General features: G+C 59.3%; 14 protein-coding genes and 2 pseudogenes. 8 read left to right on the forward strand and 8 right to left on the reverse strand.

From position 1 onward, the window contains the following. Window positions 1-37: 37 nt before the first annotated feature. The gene (locus tag C5L13_RS09665; RefSeq protein ID WP_105383049.1) at window positions 38-1,075 is read right to left on the reverse strand and encodes a LacI family DNA-binding transcriptional regulator; all 1,038 of its coding nucleotides are present in this window, start codon (window positions 1,073-1,075) and stop codon (window positions 38-40) included. A gap of 379 nt (window positions 1,076-1,454) precedes the next feature. Here C5L13_RS09665 and C5L13_RS09670 point away from each other — a divergent pair, with 379 nt between their 5' ends. Further along, entirely contained in the window at window positions 1,455-1,661 is a 207-nt protein-coding gene (locus C5L13_RS09670) for a hypothetical protein (RefSeq protein ID WP_105383050.1), read from the forward strand. Between the two features lie 89 nt (window positions 1,662-1,750). Here C5L13_RS09670 and C5L13_RS09675 read toward each other — a convergent pair whose 3' ends face one another. The 6 genes from C5L13_RS09675 to C5L13_RS09700 form a co-directional block, all read right to left on the reverse strand. Continuing rightward, a complete protein-coding gene (locus C5L13_RS09675) occupies window positions 1,751-3,064 on the reverse strand; it encodes an HlyD family type I secretion periplasmic adaptor subunit (RefSeq protein ID WP_105383051.1) in 1,314 nt (437 codons plus the stop codon). Beyond that, a complete protein-coding gene (locus tag C5L13_RS09680; RefSeq protein WP_105383052.1) occupies window positions 3,051-4,898 on the reverse strand; it encodes a type I secretion system permease/ATPase in 1,848 nt (615 codons plus the stop codon). The genes C5L13_RS09675 and C5L13_RS09680 overlap by 14 nt, the downstream gene beginning before the upstream one ends. Window positions 4,899-4,915: 17 nt before the next feature. Next, entirely contained in the window at window positions 4,916-5,701 is a 786-nt protein-coding gene (locus tag C5L13_RS09685) for a hemolysin (protein WP_105383053.1), read from the reverse strand. 90 nt (window positions 5,702-5,791) lie between these two features. Continuing rightward, window positions 5,792-8,476 (reverse strand): TonB-dependent receptor, encoded by a 2,685-nt coding sequence (locus C5L13_RS09690; protein ID WP_158693425.1) that lies wholly within the window; start codon window positions 8,474-8,476, stop codon window positions 5,792-5,794. Window positions 8,477-8,625: 149 nt separating this feature from the next. Beyond that, entirely contained in the window at window positions 8,626-9,360 is a 735-nt protein-coding gene (locus C5L13_RS09695) for a FecR family protein (protein ID WP_158693426.1), read from the reverse strand. A 365-nt stretch (window positions 9,361-9,725) separates the two neighbouring features. Beyond that, window positions 9,726-10,235 (reverse strand): RNA polymerase sigma factor, encoded by a 510-nt coding sequence (locus C5L13_RS09700; RefSeq protein ID WP_158693427.1) that lies wholly within the window; start codon window positions 10,233-10,235, stop codon window positions 9,726-9,728. Between the two features lie 182 nt (window positions 10,236-10,417). On the opposite strand from C5L13_RS09700, the pseudogene C5L13_RS29245 reads away from it, so the two are divergent. The 7 genes and pseudogenes from C5L13_RS29245 to C5L13_RS09730 all read left to right on the forward strand — a co-directional run. Continuing rightward, window positions 10,418-10,635 (forward strand): annotated as a pseudogene (locus C5L13_RS29245) (AraC family transcriptional regulator); the annotation flags it as partial. A gap of 59 nt (window positions 10,636-10,694) precedes the next feature. Next, on the forward strand, window positions 10,695-11,900 hold the full coding sequence (locus C5L13_RS09705; RefSeq protein ID WP_105383057.1) for an MFS transporter: 1,206 nt from the start codon (window positions 10,695-10,697) through the stop codon (window positions 11,898-11,900). 92 nt (window positions 11,901-11,992) lie between these two features. After that, window positions 11,993-12,109 (forward strand): annotated as a pseudogene (locus C5L13_RS29535) (nuclear transport factor 2 family protein); the annotation flags it as partial. Window positions 12,110-12,330: 221 nt separating this feature from the next. Then, the gene (locus C5L13_RS09715) at window positions 12,331-12,555 is read left to right on the forward strand and encodes a hypothetical protein (protein WP_105383058.1); all 225 of its coding nucleotides are present in this window, start codon (window positions 12,331-12,333) and stop codon (window positions 12,553-12,555) included. 79 nt (window positions 12,556-12,634) lie between these two features. Further along, window positions 12,635-12,907, forward strand: a complete 273-nt coding sequence (locus C5L13_RS09720; protein ID WP_105383059.1) for a hypothetical protein — start codon at window positions 12,635-12,637, stop codon at window positions 12,905-12,907. Between the two features lie 207 nt (window positions 12,908-13,114). Continuing rightward, window positions 13,115-13,837, forward strand: a complete 723-nt coding sequence (locus C5L13_RS09725; RefSeq protein ID WP_105383060.1) for a response regulator — start codon at window positions 13,115-13,117, stop codon at window positions 13,835-13,837. Further along, complete coding sequence (locus C5L13_RS09730; RefSeq protein WP_105383061.1) at window positions 13,834-15,327, forward strand: HAMP domain-containing sensor histidine kinase; 1,494 nt, start codon at window positions 13,834-13,836, stop codon at window positions 15,325-15,327. The genes C5L13_RS09725 and C5L13_RS09730 overlap by 4 nt, the downstream gene beginning before the upstream one ends. Window positions 15,328-15,391: 64 nt before the next feature. On the opposite strand, the gene C5L13_RS09735 is transcribed toward C5L13_RS09730, so the two are convergent. Further along, window positions 15,392-16,213: an alpha/beta hydrolase gene (locus tag C5L13_RS09735; protein WP_105383062.1), complete on the reverse strand. Its 822-nt coding sequence runs from the start codon at window positions 16,211-16,213 to the stop codon at window positions 15,392-15,394. Window positions 16,214-16,221: the final 8 nt, after the last annotated feature.

Consider the following 16,221-nt stretch of genomic DNA (forward strand, 5'->3'; position numbering starts at 1 on the left):
CTCCTCCCTGATGAACGTTTCGAAAATTGCAGTCTGGTTATCGATGCTTCCTGGGTGCCGGGCCGTGACTGGCGCGCGCCGTCAGCATCGGCTGCACCAGTTTGGTGCGCGGTGGTTGACCGGGATTTTCAATGACATCCACCAGCATCGCCGCCGCCTCGCGAGCGCATTCGCGGATCGAGGCGTCGAAAGTTGTCAGGCCCGGCGGCGCATAGGCCGCAGCGGCGATATTGTCGAAGCCGATCACCGAGAGGTCACGAGGGATCGAAAGCCCTATGCGCGAGGCCTCTTCCATAACTGTCAGCGCCAGTTCATCGAATAGACCGATGATGGCGGTGGGACGCTCCGGCGCATTGAGAAGACGATGGGCGGCCTGAATGCACGCTCCGCGATCAAAACGCGGTGTCGTCATGACATCGAGCTTTAGCGAAGGATCGCCGCATCGCGAGATTGCGCCTGCGAGGCCATCCTGGCGCAAGTGGCGGAAGGTCATCGGTTCGGAAATCGTTAAAAGGCCGAAATGCCGATGTCCCAGTTGATACAGCATGTCAAAGGCCTCGGCGAACGCTCGTGCGCCATCGGTATCAACCCAGTTGTAGGCGCGCTCGGACTCAAGCAGCCGGCCATGGGCGACGAACCGCGCGCCGCGGTCGATCAGATAGTCGACCCGTTGGTCGACCTCGGCGATGCGGGTAATGACCACGCCGTCGGCGCGACCGGAATCGACGAGATGACGCAAGACATCGAGTTCTGACTGTCCCTGCGCAACGGTCGCCAGAATGAGATCATTGCCGCGCTCGGTCAGGCCCTCGCCCAGCCCCGTAACGAACTCCCCAAGGAAGGAGTCCACAAGCTTCGGACCCCGAACGGCGAGGGTCATTCCGACAAAGCCGGAACGGCCCGACACGAGCATGCGCCCTGCCATGCTCGGAACATAGCCAAACTCCCGCGCCGCTTTCGCCACGCGATCACGAGTTGCCTGGGCGATCCTTTCATGCCCGGCGAGCGCCCTGGAAACGGTGGCAATCGACAGATCAAGATGGGACGCGAGTTCCTTCAGCGTTTTCGGGCGCAAATGCTCCTCCCAAAGCACCGACCAATCAATCTGTGCAAACGTTTTAAATCTAATCTGCAGGCATGTCAATGAGCTCCGCAGGCGTGCGCACGAGATCGGATTTTATTGAACATTTTCGGCAACTCCGCCTCGCAGAAGTGCTAAACGATGGCTAGCGTGCGGATTTGATCGACAGCAGGCCGTCCGCCGGAAATCACCTCGACCGCGTCTGCAGACCAGGCGAAGATGTAACAATCGTATCCGGCTCGCCTGCATAAGACGAGCGACGGAGGGGCGTACCACGTTCCCGCGGGGCGAGCTTATTTCCAAAACGACGGTTCGGAATGCATTATTTTTCAAGTCCGCTATAAGACGGTCGCTCGATGAATCAGGAGAAATTATGGAAACCGTCGAAATCAGCAGTCGCAGCGATTTTGCGCTGTGGGCGATCCAGCGCGCACAGGAGATCGTGACGACCGAGGGCGCAGCCTTTGCGATGGCCGCGCGTGATATGAACGAGGAAGTGCTGGCACAGACTGCGGCCGCACTTGGCAAGGCCATAAGCAACGCAATGCTCGAGGTTTTCGACGGGCTGACAAGTGAGTAATTTCCCGGAACGGGGGTTCTCAGAGGGCTGACCCGAAACCGCGCGTAGATCGGTCGACTTCTGCGTTTCGCAGCAGGCCCCGCTTTCAATCACTCTTCCAGAAAAGCATGACTGATCTGGTCGGAAAGCGGTTTCACGAAATATGAAAGCGCGGTCCGCTCGCCTGTCTGGATCAGAGCCTCGGCTGGCATGCCCGGAACCAGCCTGAGGTCGCCAAGCTTTTGCAATTCCTCAACCGGAACCGACAGTCTTAAGAGATAATAGGACAGCCCCGACCTTTGATCCGTTGTAAGATCGGCGGCGATACGAATTACATCGGCGTTGAGTTCCGGCGTTGTGCGCAGGTTGAAGGCCGACATACGCAATACGGCCTTTTGGCCAAGATGGATTTGGTCGATGTCTTTCGGCAGGACTTGCACGTCAAGCGCCAAGTCCTCACCCTCCGGAACGATCAGCATGATGGTGTCGGCAGGCGTGATGACCCCACCGACGGTATGCACGGAGAGTTGGTGCACGATACCGGACTGCGGAGCGATGATATCGATGCGTTTCAATTCGTCCTCGGCCACGACCTTGCGCTCGATATACTCGCCAAGCTGCGCCTGCACCTCCCTCAGCTCCCGGCCGACCTCCGTCCTCAGATCCTGATCAATCTGTAGAATCTGCAGTTTCGTCTCGGAGATGCGGCCGGCGGCCTGCGCCTGAAAGGCGATCTTCTCCCCGCGCTCGCCACCGAACGTGGCGACCTGCGTCTTCAGCGCATTCAATCGCTGATCCGAAACGATGCCCTGCTCACGCAAGCCGGAAAGCGCTGCAATCTCCCTGTCCAGCACCTCGATGCCCTGTTTGAAAGCGATCTCCTGCGCCCCCAGACCTCTGATCTCGTGCTCGAACTGGGCGATTCTCTCACGAAGCTGCGCCTTGCGCCCATCTCGCGATTCTTTGCGAAACTCGAACAGCCGAGTTTCGCTGTTGATGGCCGACGCGACGTCAGGATCTCCTTGGCGGGCTAACAACCAGGCGGGGAAAACCATCTCCTCGCGGTCATCACGCTCCGCCTCCAACCTGGCCAAGCGAGCCGACAGCTCATCGATGCGCCGCGTGACGACGGCGAGACTGGCTCTTGTTTGGGTCGCGTCCAGCCGCATCACGATGTCACCTGCCTTCACCTCATCGCCTTCGCGGACGCGGATTTCCCCGACCACACCTCCGGTCGGATGCTGGACTTTCTTGACATAGGAATCGACCACGAAATGCCCCGACGCCACGACCGCGCCAGCGAGGTTCGTTACTGTAGCCCAAGCGCCGGCGCCGCCCACCAGCGCAAAGCTTGCGAACAAGCCCACCAGCAAATGAAGCCGAACAGAGCGGGAAATGCCGCTGTCGTCGTCAATATTTGGCATCCGCCTCCTCCGCACTGTTTTCATTCCCGGTCGTAGCATCGTCATTGCCAGCCTGTTTCTGATTTGCGACGACACGCAGCGGCACGACGCCCTGCCCTGTGACGGAGAAACCCTGAGGGACGACCGCGGGTTGCGGCTCAGGCTTGAGAATCTTGGCTAGCACCTGATCGCGTGGCCCGAAGGCTTTCATCTGGCCGCCATCCATCATCAGAACCATATCGCAGGCCGCGATTGCGCTCGGACGGTGGGCGACGATGACGGCGATGCCCCCGCGTTCACGTACCGACGCGATTGCTTTCACAACCGCAATTTCCCCGTCCGTGTCGAGGTTGGCATTCGGCTCGTCCAGCACCACCAGGAACGGGTTTCCGTAAAGCGCCCTCGCCAGGCCGATCCGCTGGCGCTGACCGGCCGACAGCGCTGACCCGCCTTCGCCTATCTGCGTTTCATACCCCTGCTCGAAGCGCAGGATGAGTTCATGTGCCCCTGCCGTCTGCGCGGCTTCGACGATCGCTTGCGGATCGGCGTTTTCGTCGAAACGGGCGATGTTCTCTGCAATCGTCCCTTCAAAAAGCTCGACGCCCTGAGGCAGATAGCCGATGTGGCATCCGAGGATCTCCCGGTCCCACTGATCGAGGCTGGCGCCATCGATGCGCACCTTACCGGCGGCCGGAAGCCAGGCGCCAACCAAGATACGCGAGAGAGTCGACTTTCCGGACCCGGAAGGCCCGATGATGCCGAGCGCACTGCCGGCGCGGATCGCAAACTGGACGCCGGTTACCGACGGCTTTTTCTCTCCCGGCGGAACAATTGCGACATTTTCCACGCGCAACTCCCGTTCAGGAACCGGGAGTTCCATAACCGACACTTCGGCAGGCATCTTCGCCAGCAGTGCATCGAGACGCGCGGAACTCTGCCGCGCCATCAGGAAGGGCTTCCAGCTCGAAATCGCCAGATCGACCGGCGCGAGCGCCCGTCCCATCATGATCGAGCTTGCAATCATCACGCCGGCGCTCACCTCCTGCCGGATGACGAGCCATGCGCCCACTCCCAGCATGGCGGATTGAATTACCAGGCGCATCGACCTTGATATCCCTCCGAGCGTCCCGGCAACGTCGCCCGCGCGACGGTTGGCGCCGAGATAGGCGGAATTGGACTTTTCCCAACGATTGGCGATCCGCCTGCCAAGCCCCATGGCGTGAATAACCTCGGCATTACGACGCGCAGCTTCCATCAAGGCATTGCGGCTGATGTTGTGCTGCACCGTCTCGCGCGCCGGCTTCTGCGAGAGAGCGTTGGTGACCAGCGTCAGGGTTATCAAAACCAGCGCTCCGATCAGCGCGGTGGTGCCGATCCAGACATGAAACAGGAAGCATATGCCGAGATAAAGCGGCATCCACGGCAGGTCAAAAAAAGCAGTCGGAGCCTGGCTCTGCAAGAAGCCGCGGGCATTGTCGAGGTCCCGCAAGGGCTGCAGGCCGTCGCCCGGCATACGCGTCAATAGCGGAAGCCGAATTATGGCACCGTGGACCCGCCCCGAAAGCCTCCTGTCAAAGCTTTCGCCGATACGCAGCAACACACGGGCGCGGACGACATCAAGCAGGCACTGGATTGCGAACAGCCCCGCCGTAAGAATGGCGAGACCGATCAATGTCGGAAGGCTGCCGCTCGTGAGGACACGGTCGTAGACTTGCAGCATGAACAACGGCGAGGTCAGCGCCAGCAAGTTTACAACGCCGCTGATCAAGGCTATCCCGAGGATTGCCAGTCTGGAGGCCGGGACGACCGCCGCAGCTTTATGCTGCGGCGGCGTCTGTTGGGAAAATCCGAACAAGTTTCGTTTCCGTGGGTTCAAGCGACGAATTCGAAGTTGCCGGCAACCAGATTGGTCTTGGTAACGTTGGCGAGCGTGATGTCGCCCAGCGAACCAAGATTGATCACGGTATTCGCACCGACCTGCGACGCGGCCGCATATACCTCCGCGAAGGTATCGAATGCGGTGCTCTGAAGGGCGAAGCGAAGGAAGTCTCCAGTCGCGCCGGCGGTGAAGCCCGTGACGGTGTCATGGCCGATGGTCGTGGAAAGAGCTCCGTCGATATCGCGGTCGAACACGAAGCGGTCACGGCCTGCGCCACCGTTCAAGGCATCGTTGCCATCGAAACTGTAGAATGTATCGGCAGCCGCGGTGCCGTTCTGCACCGTTCCGACCTCGCCGAAATAGTCGTATAGGCCAGGCTGCGCAGTGCCGCTTGCCGCGGTGACGCCCGTAAAGCTGCCGCCATGCGAGAGTGAGTAGATCGCACCATTGAGCGTGGCGTTCGGGGCGTCACCAATCTGCACGGTAAGACCGGCGGTCGCCAGGCTGTAGCCCGTCAGCGCGGAGCCGTTGAGGTCGGTACCGAACTGGAGGTTGTTCACCGTGCCGGTGAAGCCGCCTGGCGGAACGTAGGCGAAGTTGCCATTCATGATGACGCCGGTATTGGTCGTACCGGCGGTGTTTCCAGCAGCCCATTGAGTGGCCGCTGCCGCGCTGGGGCTAAAGTCGCCGTTGCCGTTGTAACCGAAATTGGCTGTCCAATTGTTGAAATATCCGACCAAATCGCGATTGGCCAACGTCAGGTTGATAGTCGCAACCATTGTTCATCTCCTTGGTTTTACTATTGTCCGCCGTTCTGGCGAACCTCGTTTTCACGGCGACATCGCCGCGAATGGCTCGTTTGCGCCGCGTCAGAACTTCATTTTCAGGGAGGCCGTAAATGTTCGACCGGGCGCCGGATAGGATTGAATGCCGAGCGACGGGACGTAACGCTCGTCCGTCAGGTTTGCGACGCCGAAGCGTAGCTTGGCTTCTGGAGTTATGTCGAACGAACCATAGAGGTCGTAGGTCGTATAAGCTTCGTTCGTGTAACCGCTGAGCTGGCCGAACCCGGTTTCGGTTTCGCTGACATAGTTCACCCGCACACCGAGCATGAGCCGCTCGTCGAAGAGGCGCGTGCCGGCATCGATCGTGAACTTCTGCTCGGGCGGAAGATAGAGAATGGTCGGACGCGGCGTGTTGCCGGATCCTCCGTCCGGCCCATCCATCGCATAGGTGTCCGCCCAGTCCGTCTCAATATTGGTGTAGGAACCGCCAATATAGACATAGCCAAGATCGTAGCTTGCCTCGATCTCGACGCCGCTCATTTTCGTCGTGCCTTCGAGGTTGACGCTGCTCGTATAATACCTTCCTGCAGGCTCGAAATATCGGTAACCCATCGAGATGTAGTTCTCGATGTTTCTCCGGAAGTAGACCGCCTTCATGCGGAAGGAATCGTCGGCCGTGAACATGGCATTTTGCGAGATATTGACGCCGAGCTCCCAGGTTTCGCCCTTTTCAGGTTCGAGGTCGGGATTGGGCGTATTCTCGAATGGCAGTCCTGGATGCCCGCCCGCCACCAGTGCTTCGAAAACGGCCGGTGGTCGATAGCTGCGCGAATAACTGACGAACGGCTGAAGCCATTCGAAAGGCTTTACAGCAATGGTCGCCGAGGGAAGCCAGGCGCCACCGGACTTGTCCACGTCGACCGGGAAGGCGTCATAGACCGTTTCCGACCCACCGGGATTTTCCCAAACATCGCAGCTAGGCGGCGCAAATTCCCGATCGGGGCCGGGTTCCGTGTAGATGTTGCCGTCATAGCCAAACCAGAGTCCGTTCGGATCCGGCGTGCCGTCGCCATCAATGTCGGACCATTGCTGGCAGTTGCTGGGCGGTGTCACAACCGTTCGCTGGTTATGCACGACTGTCGAGCCCCACAGTCGGTAATAGTCATACCGCAGGCCACCGGTCAGCGTCAGCCAGTCGTTGTGCTCCAGCGTGGCGCTGGCAAACCCGCTCGCCATCAAGCGTTTTCCCGGCGGATTGGCTCCTCGCAAACCCCAGCCCGGGTCGTAACCCGGATCGGATGCGGGCGGTGTCAAGCTTCTCGTATCGCCGGTATCCTGGTAGGCCTCAGCACCGTAGTGCAGCGCCAGATCGCCAATGGGCAAGGTAAAACGGCTGGTATTCTCAAGGCTGCCACCGAGGCTTTTCAGACCATAGGAGTAGTCGTCAGTCGTGCCGGTGCCGTAGTCGCGCTTCTCGTCGTTGACGGTGTCGTTATACCAGAGGCGGGCCTTTGCATCGATCAGTTCGGACTCGGGATCGTAGGTGAAGGTCGCCGTCAGCGTGTCGTTGAAATAGTCCTGCTCGTTCGTCCTTAGGCCGCTGACGATGCCGTTATAACCGCCGGTCGCTCCGGTTGCTTTGTAGTGCATCCAGGAGCCAACGAAGTTGAGATCGTCGGTGATGTCCCATTCCGCCTTGAGCAGCGTGTTGAGTATCTCGCGGCGCGAAAAGATCACGTCGTCGTCGACCACGGTCAGGTCCGGCAGGGTCAGATCTTCTCCTCCGTGAGTGCCGATCTTGTAATCGCCGATATTGCGCGTCGCGATGCCACCAAGGATGGAAAATGTATCGGACAAGCGCACCGCACCGATGGCAGAGCCGGCGAAATTGTAATTGTTCGTACCGGTGCCAGCCTCGACTTCAGCACCGTAGTCCTTGCCCGCCTCGATAATGTCGTCCACGCCGACGGAGCGAAAATCCACGAGGCCACCGAGCGATCCGGCGCCGCCGACGCCCCTCACCGCCCCCTTCTCCACCTCGATCGCGCGGATAAAGGCCGTATCGACGAAAGTCTGCTGATAGCCGCCATGGCCGGATCGCTGAAAATTCTGCCGGGCACCGTCGATGCTGGTCGTCACGCGACCCATATCCTGGAGGCCGCGCACATTGACTGAGATTCCGGGTTTCTGACCTTCCGCCCGGTTGGTGATGACCCCCGCCACCGAGTCCAGCGTATCGGCGGCGCTACGCGTCGCGGGATTGTTCTGGATCGCCTCACGCGACACCACGCTGACGCTGGACGGCTCTTTGTAGACCCAATCCGGCGTGCCTTGATAACCCGGCCCTGTATTGGCGTTCCGTCCCGTCTTGAGGACGATCGGCCGCAACGTCGTCTCATTGGCGGCACCCTGGGCGCCTTCCGAATTAAGGATCGCTTCCCCCGACTGACCAAATCGGTAGGTGACGCCGGTCTCTTCCAGCATGAGCCGCAGCGCTTCATTCGGCGGGTAGCTGCCGCGCACCGCATTGGTTCTGACATTGGAACCCACACTTGCGGGCAAACTCACCTGGAGACCCGTCTGCCGGTTGAAGGCACTGATTGCACTTGAGACCGGAAGAGCTGGAATATTGAAAGCCCTTGCCTGAGGCGTTCGCGCGCCTTGCGAAGCTACGGCTTGCTGCGCGTGAGCGTGGCCGGCCCCGACAATCTGCAGCATCGCAAGCGCCGTCGTCGCCCAAAACCCCATAACGATGCGATCTCTGCGCATCGAACTCGATACCAAACCCGTCATCCTGCCCCTGTCTCTTCAAAGTCTCGCCCGCCCCATCGGACGCTCGAAATCTAGACAAATTGGCTCAGGATATTTTCCGGAAATTGAACTCAAAAATTCAAAAAATCTTGTTGCTCGCGAAAAGTTCAAAATCGCGTGACGAACCGCCCCATCCCGGCAAAGCTACGGACCTTACCGCCGAAGGGGCTGACCAGGGCGGTCAACGCCTTGTCCGGATCGGACAGGTCATAGATACCGGTCACCCGCGTGTTTGCGAGCGTCTGATCCGGGACGGTGATCCAAGCCGGATGATATCGCTGGATCTCTTCGACGGCGGCGGCGATGCTGGAATTGACGACGAACAACCGGCCGCTTCGCCAGGCGCCGATATCCTCCGGCAGAAGTTTTTCGATGGAGATGTCTCCCGATTGCCGGTCTATCGTCAGCCGGTCTCCCGGCGAAAGCAGTTCGCTCTTTGTGGGATCTTTCCAAAATGCCGATGCACGAACTGCACCGCGCGCGAGTGCGACCTCGGTCGCATCTTCGCCGAGTCTCACGTCAAAAGCCGTCCCAAGGACTTCGACTTTTAGATCTCTGGTGTCCACGACAAACGGGCGGGCGACATCGTGAACAACGTCGAAGAATGCTTCGCCCGCAAGAAGTGTAATCTCCCGCCGACCTTCCTCGAAGTTTGTTTTGATAGCGCTCTGTGCACCCAGATGCACAATGCTTCCGTCTTCCAATGTGACGGCACGGGTCTCAGCAACCGATGTTCGATAATCAGCCTGCCATCCGATCATAAGGCTCGGAACCGTAAAAAAGGCTGCGAGGCAAAGCATGGCAATCAGGACACCCCCGGCAACGAGCCTTCCGCCGGACATCCTCCATCCTGCTCGGCGACGGGCGCGTTCAGGCGCCCTCGGCAAACTCGGAATTGACGCGACCCGAGGGGACGTCAACCGTTCATAATGTGGAGGCGTTTCTCCAAGTAGCTGCCACGTCAATTGCGCCTCTTCCCAGGCGCGCTGGTGCTGAGGCGACGTTGCCAACCATTGCTCGAACTCTCCATTGTCTCGACAGTGCAGCACTTCAGGGCGAAGCAGCCAGGCCGCCGCTTCCTCCCTCACGATGTCAAGGGCGTGTTCGTCCTGATGATCTGATGGTTTCATGCGCCTTTAGCCTTGGGTGTGAGGAACGGTTCCCGGTACGAATCGATAGACAAACTGCGCAACAGTTTTTTCCATTCCTATCTCAGCCCCTCGCTCAGCCGCTTCGTTAGATCCGCCATTGCGGAGGTCAATACGCGGTGCACGGCCGTCACCGACATATCGAGGCGGCTGGCGATTTCTTGTAAGGTGTAGCCATCAAACCGATGCATTTCGATGATCACGCGGGTCTTTTCGGGATAGCTTTGCAGCGTAGCGGCCAGAAGCCGAATCTGATCGCTGAACACTGCCTGTTGCTCCGGGGACGGTATCTTGAGCGGCTGGATCCATTCCGGTGCATGTATGGTGGCCTGCTCGAGTTCGTATCGTTGCTTTCGTCTCCGGTTGATTGCGAGGTTGCGGACGATCGTGCGAAGATAGGCGATAGGGCTCTCTATCCCTTTCAGGCTATCCGGTACGAGCTTGGCAAAAGCCTCTTGAACAATCTCCTCGGCCTCCTCACGCGATCCGACAAACGGGGTAGCGTAGGAAACCAGGGCTGCTCGGTACTGCAAATACAGGCCGTCCGTCCCATCGCTTTCAACACTCATGATCCGACCACCAGTCTCCGCCATGCCGACCCGTGCTCTACGCCAGAAAGCACAGGTCGCACAGCAAAAGATGAGTCATTTACTCAAATATTTTCGAATTGGCAGGGCAAGTCATACGAGCCTGACTTCCGCAGCAATACTCGTCTTGAAGGGATTGGAGCCCACAGCGGCAGGCCAATCGCGCTGTTTTAAGGGAGGGCGCCGCACGTTATTCTGGCCGTCTGCGGATGCGGCTTACTCGCGAATTGCTTGGCCAAAACGGCATGTCAGTTGCCGAAGTTGCTGCCTGTTTTAGCCTATGGGTCGAAGGCATCCGTCGCACGCTCCTGCGTTCAAGCGCCTCACCGGCGCTGTGCGTCGCACAAATTTTGGACGAATAGACATGAATTTCGGATTTTAGGATACATATCATCCCAAGAAGTTCGTCTATGAACTCCCATTAACGTGGGAGATAATTCAATGACGGACACGACATCGGAACTCAACGAAGCAATAGCCTTCGATACCGCCGAGCCGGCGGCCTGGAGCGCCGCGACTTGGTTCGCCGTTCTGTCGATGGCGGCCACCAGCTTTGCGCTGGTATCGGCTGAGTTCCTCCCGGCAGGCCTGCTGACGCCAATGGCGCGCGATCTCGGGATTACCGAGGGAACAGCCGGACAGGTGGTCACCGCTACCGCTTCCGTCGGCGCTGTGGCGGCCCTATTGAGCAATGTTCTCATCGGCAGATTGAACCGCAAGACGGTGCTGGTCAGTCTCAGTGCGCTGGCGATCGGCTCCAATATTCTTGCGGCGTTCGCGACCGATTTTTGGCTATTGTTGTTGGGACGGGCTGGATTGGGCATCGCGCTCAGCGGCTTTTGGGCGCTTTCGGTCGCGGTCGTGGCGAGGTTGGTTGGTGCCAATGCGACCGGTCGGGGCATGGCTATCGTCACCCTCGGTGTCTCGCTCGCCACCATAGCTGCGCCATCGATGGGCGCTTTGATCAGCGATTGGCTGGGATGGCGTATCGCCATGGCGATGACCGCCGGACTTGCCGCACTTGCTATGCTTTTGCAGGCGCTCAGCTTGCCGACGCTACCCGCAAGCACAAGCAACAGCCTCGTCGACGTGTTCCGTTTGACAGGACGGCGTAGCGTTCAACTGGGAATGCTTGCCATCCTTTTGCTGATGACGGGGCATTTTGCTGGCTCGGTTTATGTCCGCCCCTTCCTCGAACAAGTGACGCTCCTGGAAACAGAATCGATTGCCCTAACGCTGCTTGGGTTTGGCATCGCCTCTGTGATCGGGAACGTCGCCGGTGGCCGAATGGCCGACGCAAGTATCCACCTGGCGCTCGGGGTCACCGCCGCACTGATGGCGGTTGCGGCGCTCGCCTTGGTGCTTTGGGGTGCTCATATCGGTGTTGCGTTTGCCCTCGTCGCACTTTGGGGCTTTGCGTTTGGCATGGCGCCGGTGGTGCTGCCGACCAACCTGTCCCGCGGAGCACCTGACGCTCTGGAGGCAGCAGGGAGCCTGATGGTGGTCTCTTTTCAGGTCGCCATTAGTATAGGCGCCGTTTTTGGCGGCTATGTCGTCGATCACTACGGCGCTGTTGGGCCCTTGACCCTTACTGCGGTTCTCGCCGCTTCTACAGTCGCCCTGGCGTTCCTGCAGCCCCGCAACTGACCCTCGCCTTCCAGGTTGAGCGAACAAGCGCAATCGGGACGACGATGTGGAGAGCCCTTTGTGCATCTGTAAGCCACTAGATGGTAGCGCTTAACCAGTTCGTTTGGATGTTCCGGATGAAAGACGGTGTGGTCGTCGAGGCCGAGGCTTTCCTTGACCTCATGGCCTACCAGCAGGTTGTTGGCAACAACGAGCCGAAGGTGAAATAGCCAGCAGCCGGTAAGCTCTGCGGGATTCGGCCTGTTGCGTCGTCTACCTGACCCCAGCGGACGGCGTCGGGATCACTCAGCGGTCTAACGCCCGCAAATACAGGCTCACCCACGGCGCGACATTTTGATACAATTTCGGTGCACCGCGGCATAGCTCTGCGACAAATGAGGGTTACTCCTTTCTCGTGCCCAAGAGGTACGGCTAACCAGAAAGGAACCCCATGTTCAGGCATCTCATCATCGCACTTATCGCAGGTCTGTCCTTCACCAGCGTAACGCTCGCAGAAGAAGGCGAAGTCCGGCTGGACCGGACCCAGACGAACAGCATCGAAACGGATACCTATCGCAGCTCAGAGCAAACGCCTTTTGGCCCTCGCACCAGCCGCGACGACCGCCGCATCTTCGACAGCGGTGACTACTACGAGGGTGCGTTTCGACCCAACTAACCGCAGTTCATTCAAGACCCCGATTGCCGCAAGGTCGCAAACTCAAGCGCAATCATAAAAGCACAAGGAACTTCATCCAATGACCAAGATCACCAGCATCACCCTGCTGCTCGCATCGGCAGCTCTGACCACGCCGGCGCTCGCCGAAGGCGACTACTACCAGGGCGTTCAGCGCCAGGAGCCGGGCGCGATAACCTCCCCAGCCCGAAATACTATTGGCGATCACAGCAGGACCTTCTATTTTCCAAAATCTGGGCCTGCCACACCAGCGTGGGATACGACCCGCGACGACCGCAAGATCGGCGACAGCGGTAGCGACAGCACCGGCGACCACGGAGGTCTCTCGCGCTAGAGCCGAATGAAATGACCTCAACCGCCAAGGCTGTGCGAGGTTACTGGCCAGACCGTCCCAGCAGTCGCCTGCTCATCCATGCAGAGGACTGGTGGGACGCGGCTTTCGACAGGGAGGCCGCAGTCCGGTTATGCAAACTTAAACTCGCCTTTCCGGGCAAAGCTTGATCACCGGGGTGCGACTGAATTGGATCTCGTAGGAATTGCAATGGAGACTTCGCCGCATATCGCTGTCGTGGATGACCATCATGACATCAGGGATCTGGTCGGCCAGTACCTTACAAGGCATGGGTACAGGGTAAGTCTCGCCGAAAGTGGGCAGACGCTGCGTGAGATTTTGGAGCGCGAGGCCATCGACCTCATCGTGCTCGATATCATGATGCCTGGCGAGGATGGCATCAGCGTTTGCCGGCAGCTTCGCGCATCCATGACCACCCCAATCATTTTCCTCACGGCAATGTCGGAAGACACGGACCGTATTGTCGGTCTTGAAATCGGTGCGGACGATTATCTCGCCAAGCCCTTCAACCCTCGCGAACTGCTTGCGCGGGTGCGCGCCGTCCTGCGCCGGGCCCAAGGGGCTGCGGCGCGACAGAGCACGCCAATGAAGGGAAACACCATTCGTTTTGATCACTGGACCTTGGACTTCGGCCGGCAGGAACTCACTGGCAGCGATGGTGTGGGAGTGGCACTGAGCACGGTGGAATTCCGGCTGCTCAAAGCATTTCTCGATCATCCTGGAATGATCCTCAGCCGCGACCAGCTTCTTGACCTTACCGCCGGGAGAATGGCTGATCCTTTCGACAGGAGTATCGACAATCAGGTCAGTCGGTTGCGCAAGAAAGTCGAAGCAGACCCAAAGAACCCGTCTATCATCAAAACCCATTGGGGCGGCGGCTACAGCCTTTCGGCGAACGTGGTGAAATTATGATCTCGTGGTGGAAACGAAGTCTGGCCAGACAATTTATCGGCTTCATTCTTTCGGCGCTCGTCGTGTCGCAGGTGCTTTCGTTTCTCATCTCATGGGACGAGCAGGACAAGGCGTTGAAGGCGGCCTCCAAAAGCGAGTTTTTCACACGGACGGCCTCTATTACTCGGCTTCTGGAGGTTATCCCTGGGGAACTCCGCGAAGACGTTCTGCAGGCCAGCGAGACGTCTACCTCGCGTTTCTGGTTGACGACTGATCCACCGACAGACCTTGTAACGTGGCGGCGCAGCGCAACCTCGCAGCTGGTCCGTCCGATCCGCAATGCCGTAGCCCTGCCTCCCGAGTGGGGGCTCGGCTCCGTTTCAGGACAGGTGGAAGCGGCGCGAAGCGTGGAAGCCAAGATCACGCCCACCGCCGGAAACCTCGAATGGATTCAGGCTGGAGGTACGCTCTGGCCCTTGGATCAATCCGCTAGATACACGGATCTCGTGACGTCGAACGGTGGCGGCTCGGGAATGGGGATGGCCGTTCAGCTCAAGAGCGGTCTTTGGCTGAATACGGCCTACTTCAAGATAGCCGGAACGCCTTGGTGGCGTTCGCCATCGCTCTATTCATTCGCACTGAGCGCCGTCATCCTTTCTGTTATCGTGATCCTCGCGACAGCGCGCATCACTCGGCCCATGCGCGAGCTGGCCGTCGCTGCCGATGCGCTGGGGCGCGGCGAGAACGTCTCACCTATTCCCGAAACTGGCCCGGACGACATCCGCTTGACGGCTGTGTCGTTCAACCGAATGCAGCAGCGGCTGCATCGCTATGTCGAAGACAGGGTTCGGATGCTTGCGGCGATCGGTCACGACTTGCGAACGCCGTTGACCTCACTGCGGCTACGCGCTGAATTCGTGTCTGATCCCGACGTTCAGCAACGAATGCTCGACACCATTGACGAGATACAGGCGATGACGGAAGCGACCATCGCCTTTGCCAAGGGCGAGGCGTCCACTGAGGAAACACGCACCATCGATCTATGTGCGCTGGTGGAGAGCCTTTGCGACGACCTGGGCGACCTCGGTCACAAGGTCGAATTCACGGAAAGCAAGAAGGCGCACTATCGCTGTCGTCCTGGGGCCTTGCGTCGCGCCATACGCAATCTCGTCGAGAATGCTGTCAGGTATGGCGGAGGTGCCAACGTATCGATCGTCGAAAAGGCGACCGCATTCGAAATTCTGATCAAGGATAGCGGTCCCGGTATTCCGAAGGAGATGCAGGACAAAGTGTTTTCGCCCTTCTTCCGGATGGAGAAGTCACGCAATCGCCAAACCGGCGGTATCGGCCTTGGAATGTCGATCGCGCGCGCGATCGTGCGGCACCACGGGGGTGACATCGAGCTTTCCTCAAACAATCCGGGGTTGACGGTGTGCCTCCGTCTGCCGAAAGCCGACCGCACAAGTATCGAACATCGCGCGGAAGCGATGGCCGCTCATTGGACGCTTTAAGTGCTCGCTGAAGAGCATCCACCTTGGTGCTAGAGTGAGGCCATCGCCGCCCGCACGGGACCCGTCAAGCGGCTCTGATGACATCCAGCGGAGTCACGTTCGATGTGTTGGACCTCGCATGGCGCATGGCCCAATCGAGTGCGAAATCCGCAACCTCTTCCCAGCCAGGATCGATGCAGGTCCAGTGGGAACGATTCTTGAATATCTTGAAAGCGGTAGCCGATGGCGCCCGCTTCTGCTTGTTATAGATCGACTTGGTCATGCTGGCGTCGGCGATCAAGTCCAGCCCACCGCCGATGAGGAGCAACGGTGCACGGTTGGGATTGTCCCAGCGAACCTTGCCGACCGAGGTCAGAATGCCGTCCCAGTAGACCTTGCCCGCCGTCGGCACGATATAGCGATCGTAGTAGTATTCGACCTGATCCGGAGGCAGCGTGTTCGCGAAGCGCTTGCCGAAGAACCTGCGCGACATGTGCATGACACGGCTCCAACTTCCCCACGATCCCAGCACCGGGAGCGCCGAGACGATCGCATGGATGCCGAGCCGGACGCCCGTTGTCGGCGCGGGGTCGATAGCGACACCCGCAACCCCCAGACTGCGATCGAGCAGCATCTGCGTGAAGACGCCACCTGCGGAATGTCCGATTAGGATCGGCTGCTCCGGCAACTTGCGGATTTCCGCCTCGAGATGGTCGACGATGCCTTTGACGCCGATCGTCTTGAGCTTGGGATGCGGGCTGGCGCGGAGGTCGCCCGGGTCGCGGTCGTTATAGGGCCAGTTCGGCGCGACTACGTTATAGCCCTTCGCTTCGTAGTGGGCTTTGAAGCCTTCCCAGCTCTTCGCATTGAGCCACGCCCCATGGATAAGCATGATAGTCTTGGTCATTGAAATTC

The sequence above is a fragment of the Neorhizobium alkalisoli genome (assembly GCF_002968635.1).
Lineage (GTDB): Bacteria > Pseudomonadota > Alphaproteobacteria > Rhizobiales > Rhizobiaceae > Neorhizobium > Neorhizobium alkalisoli.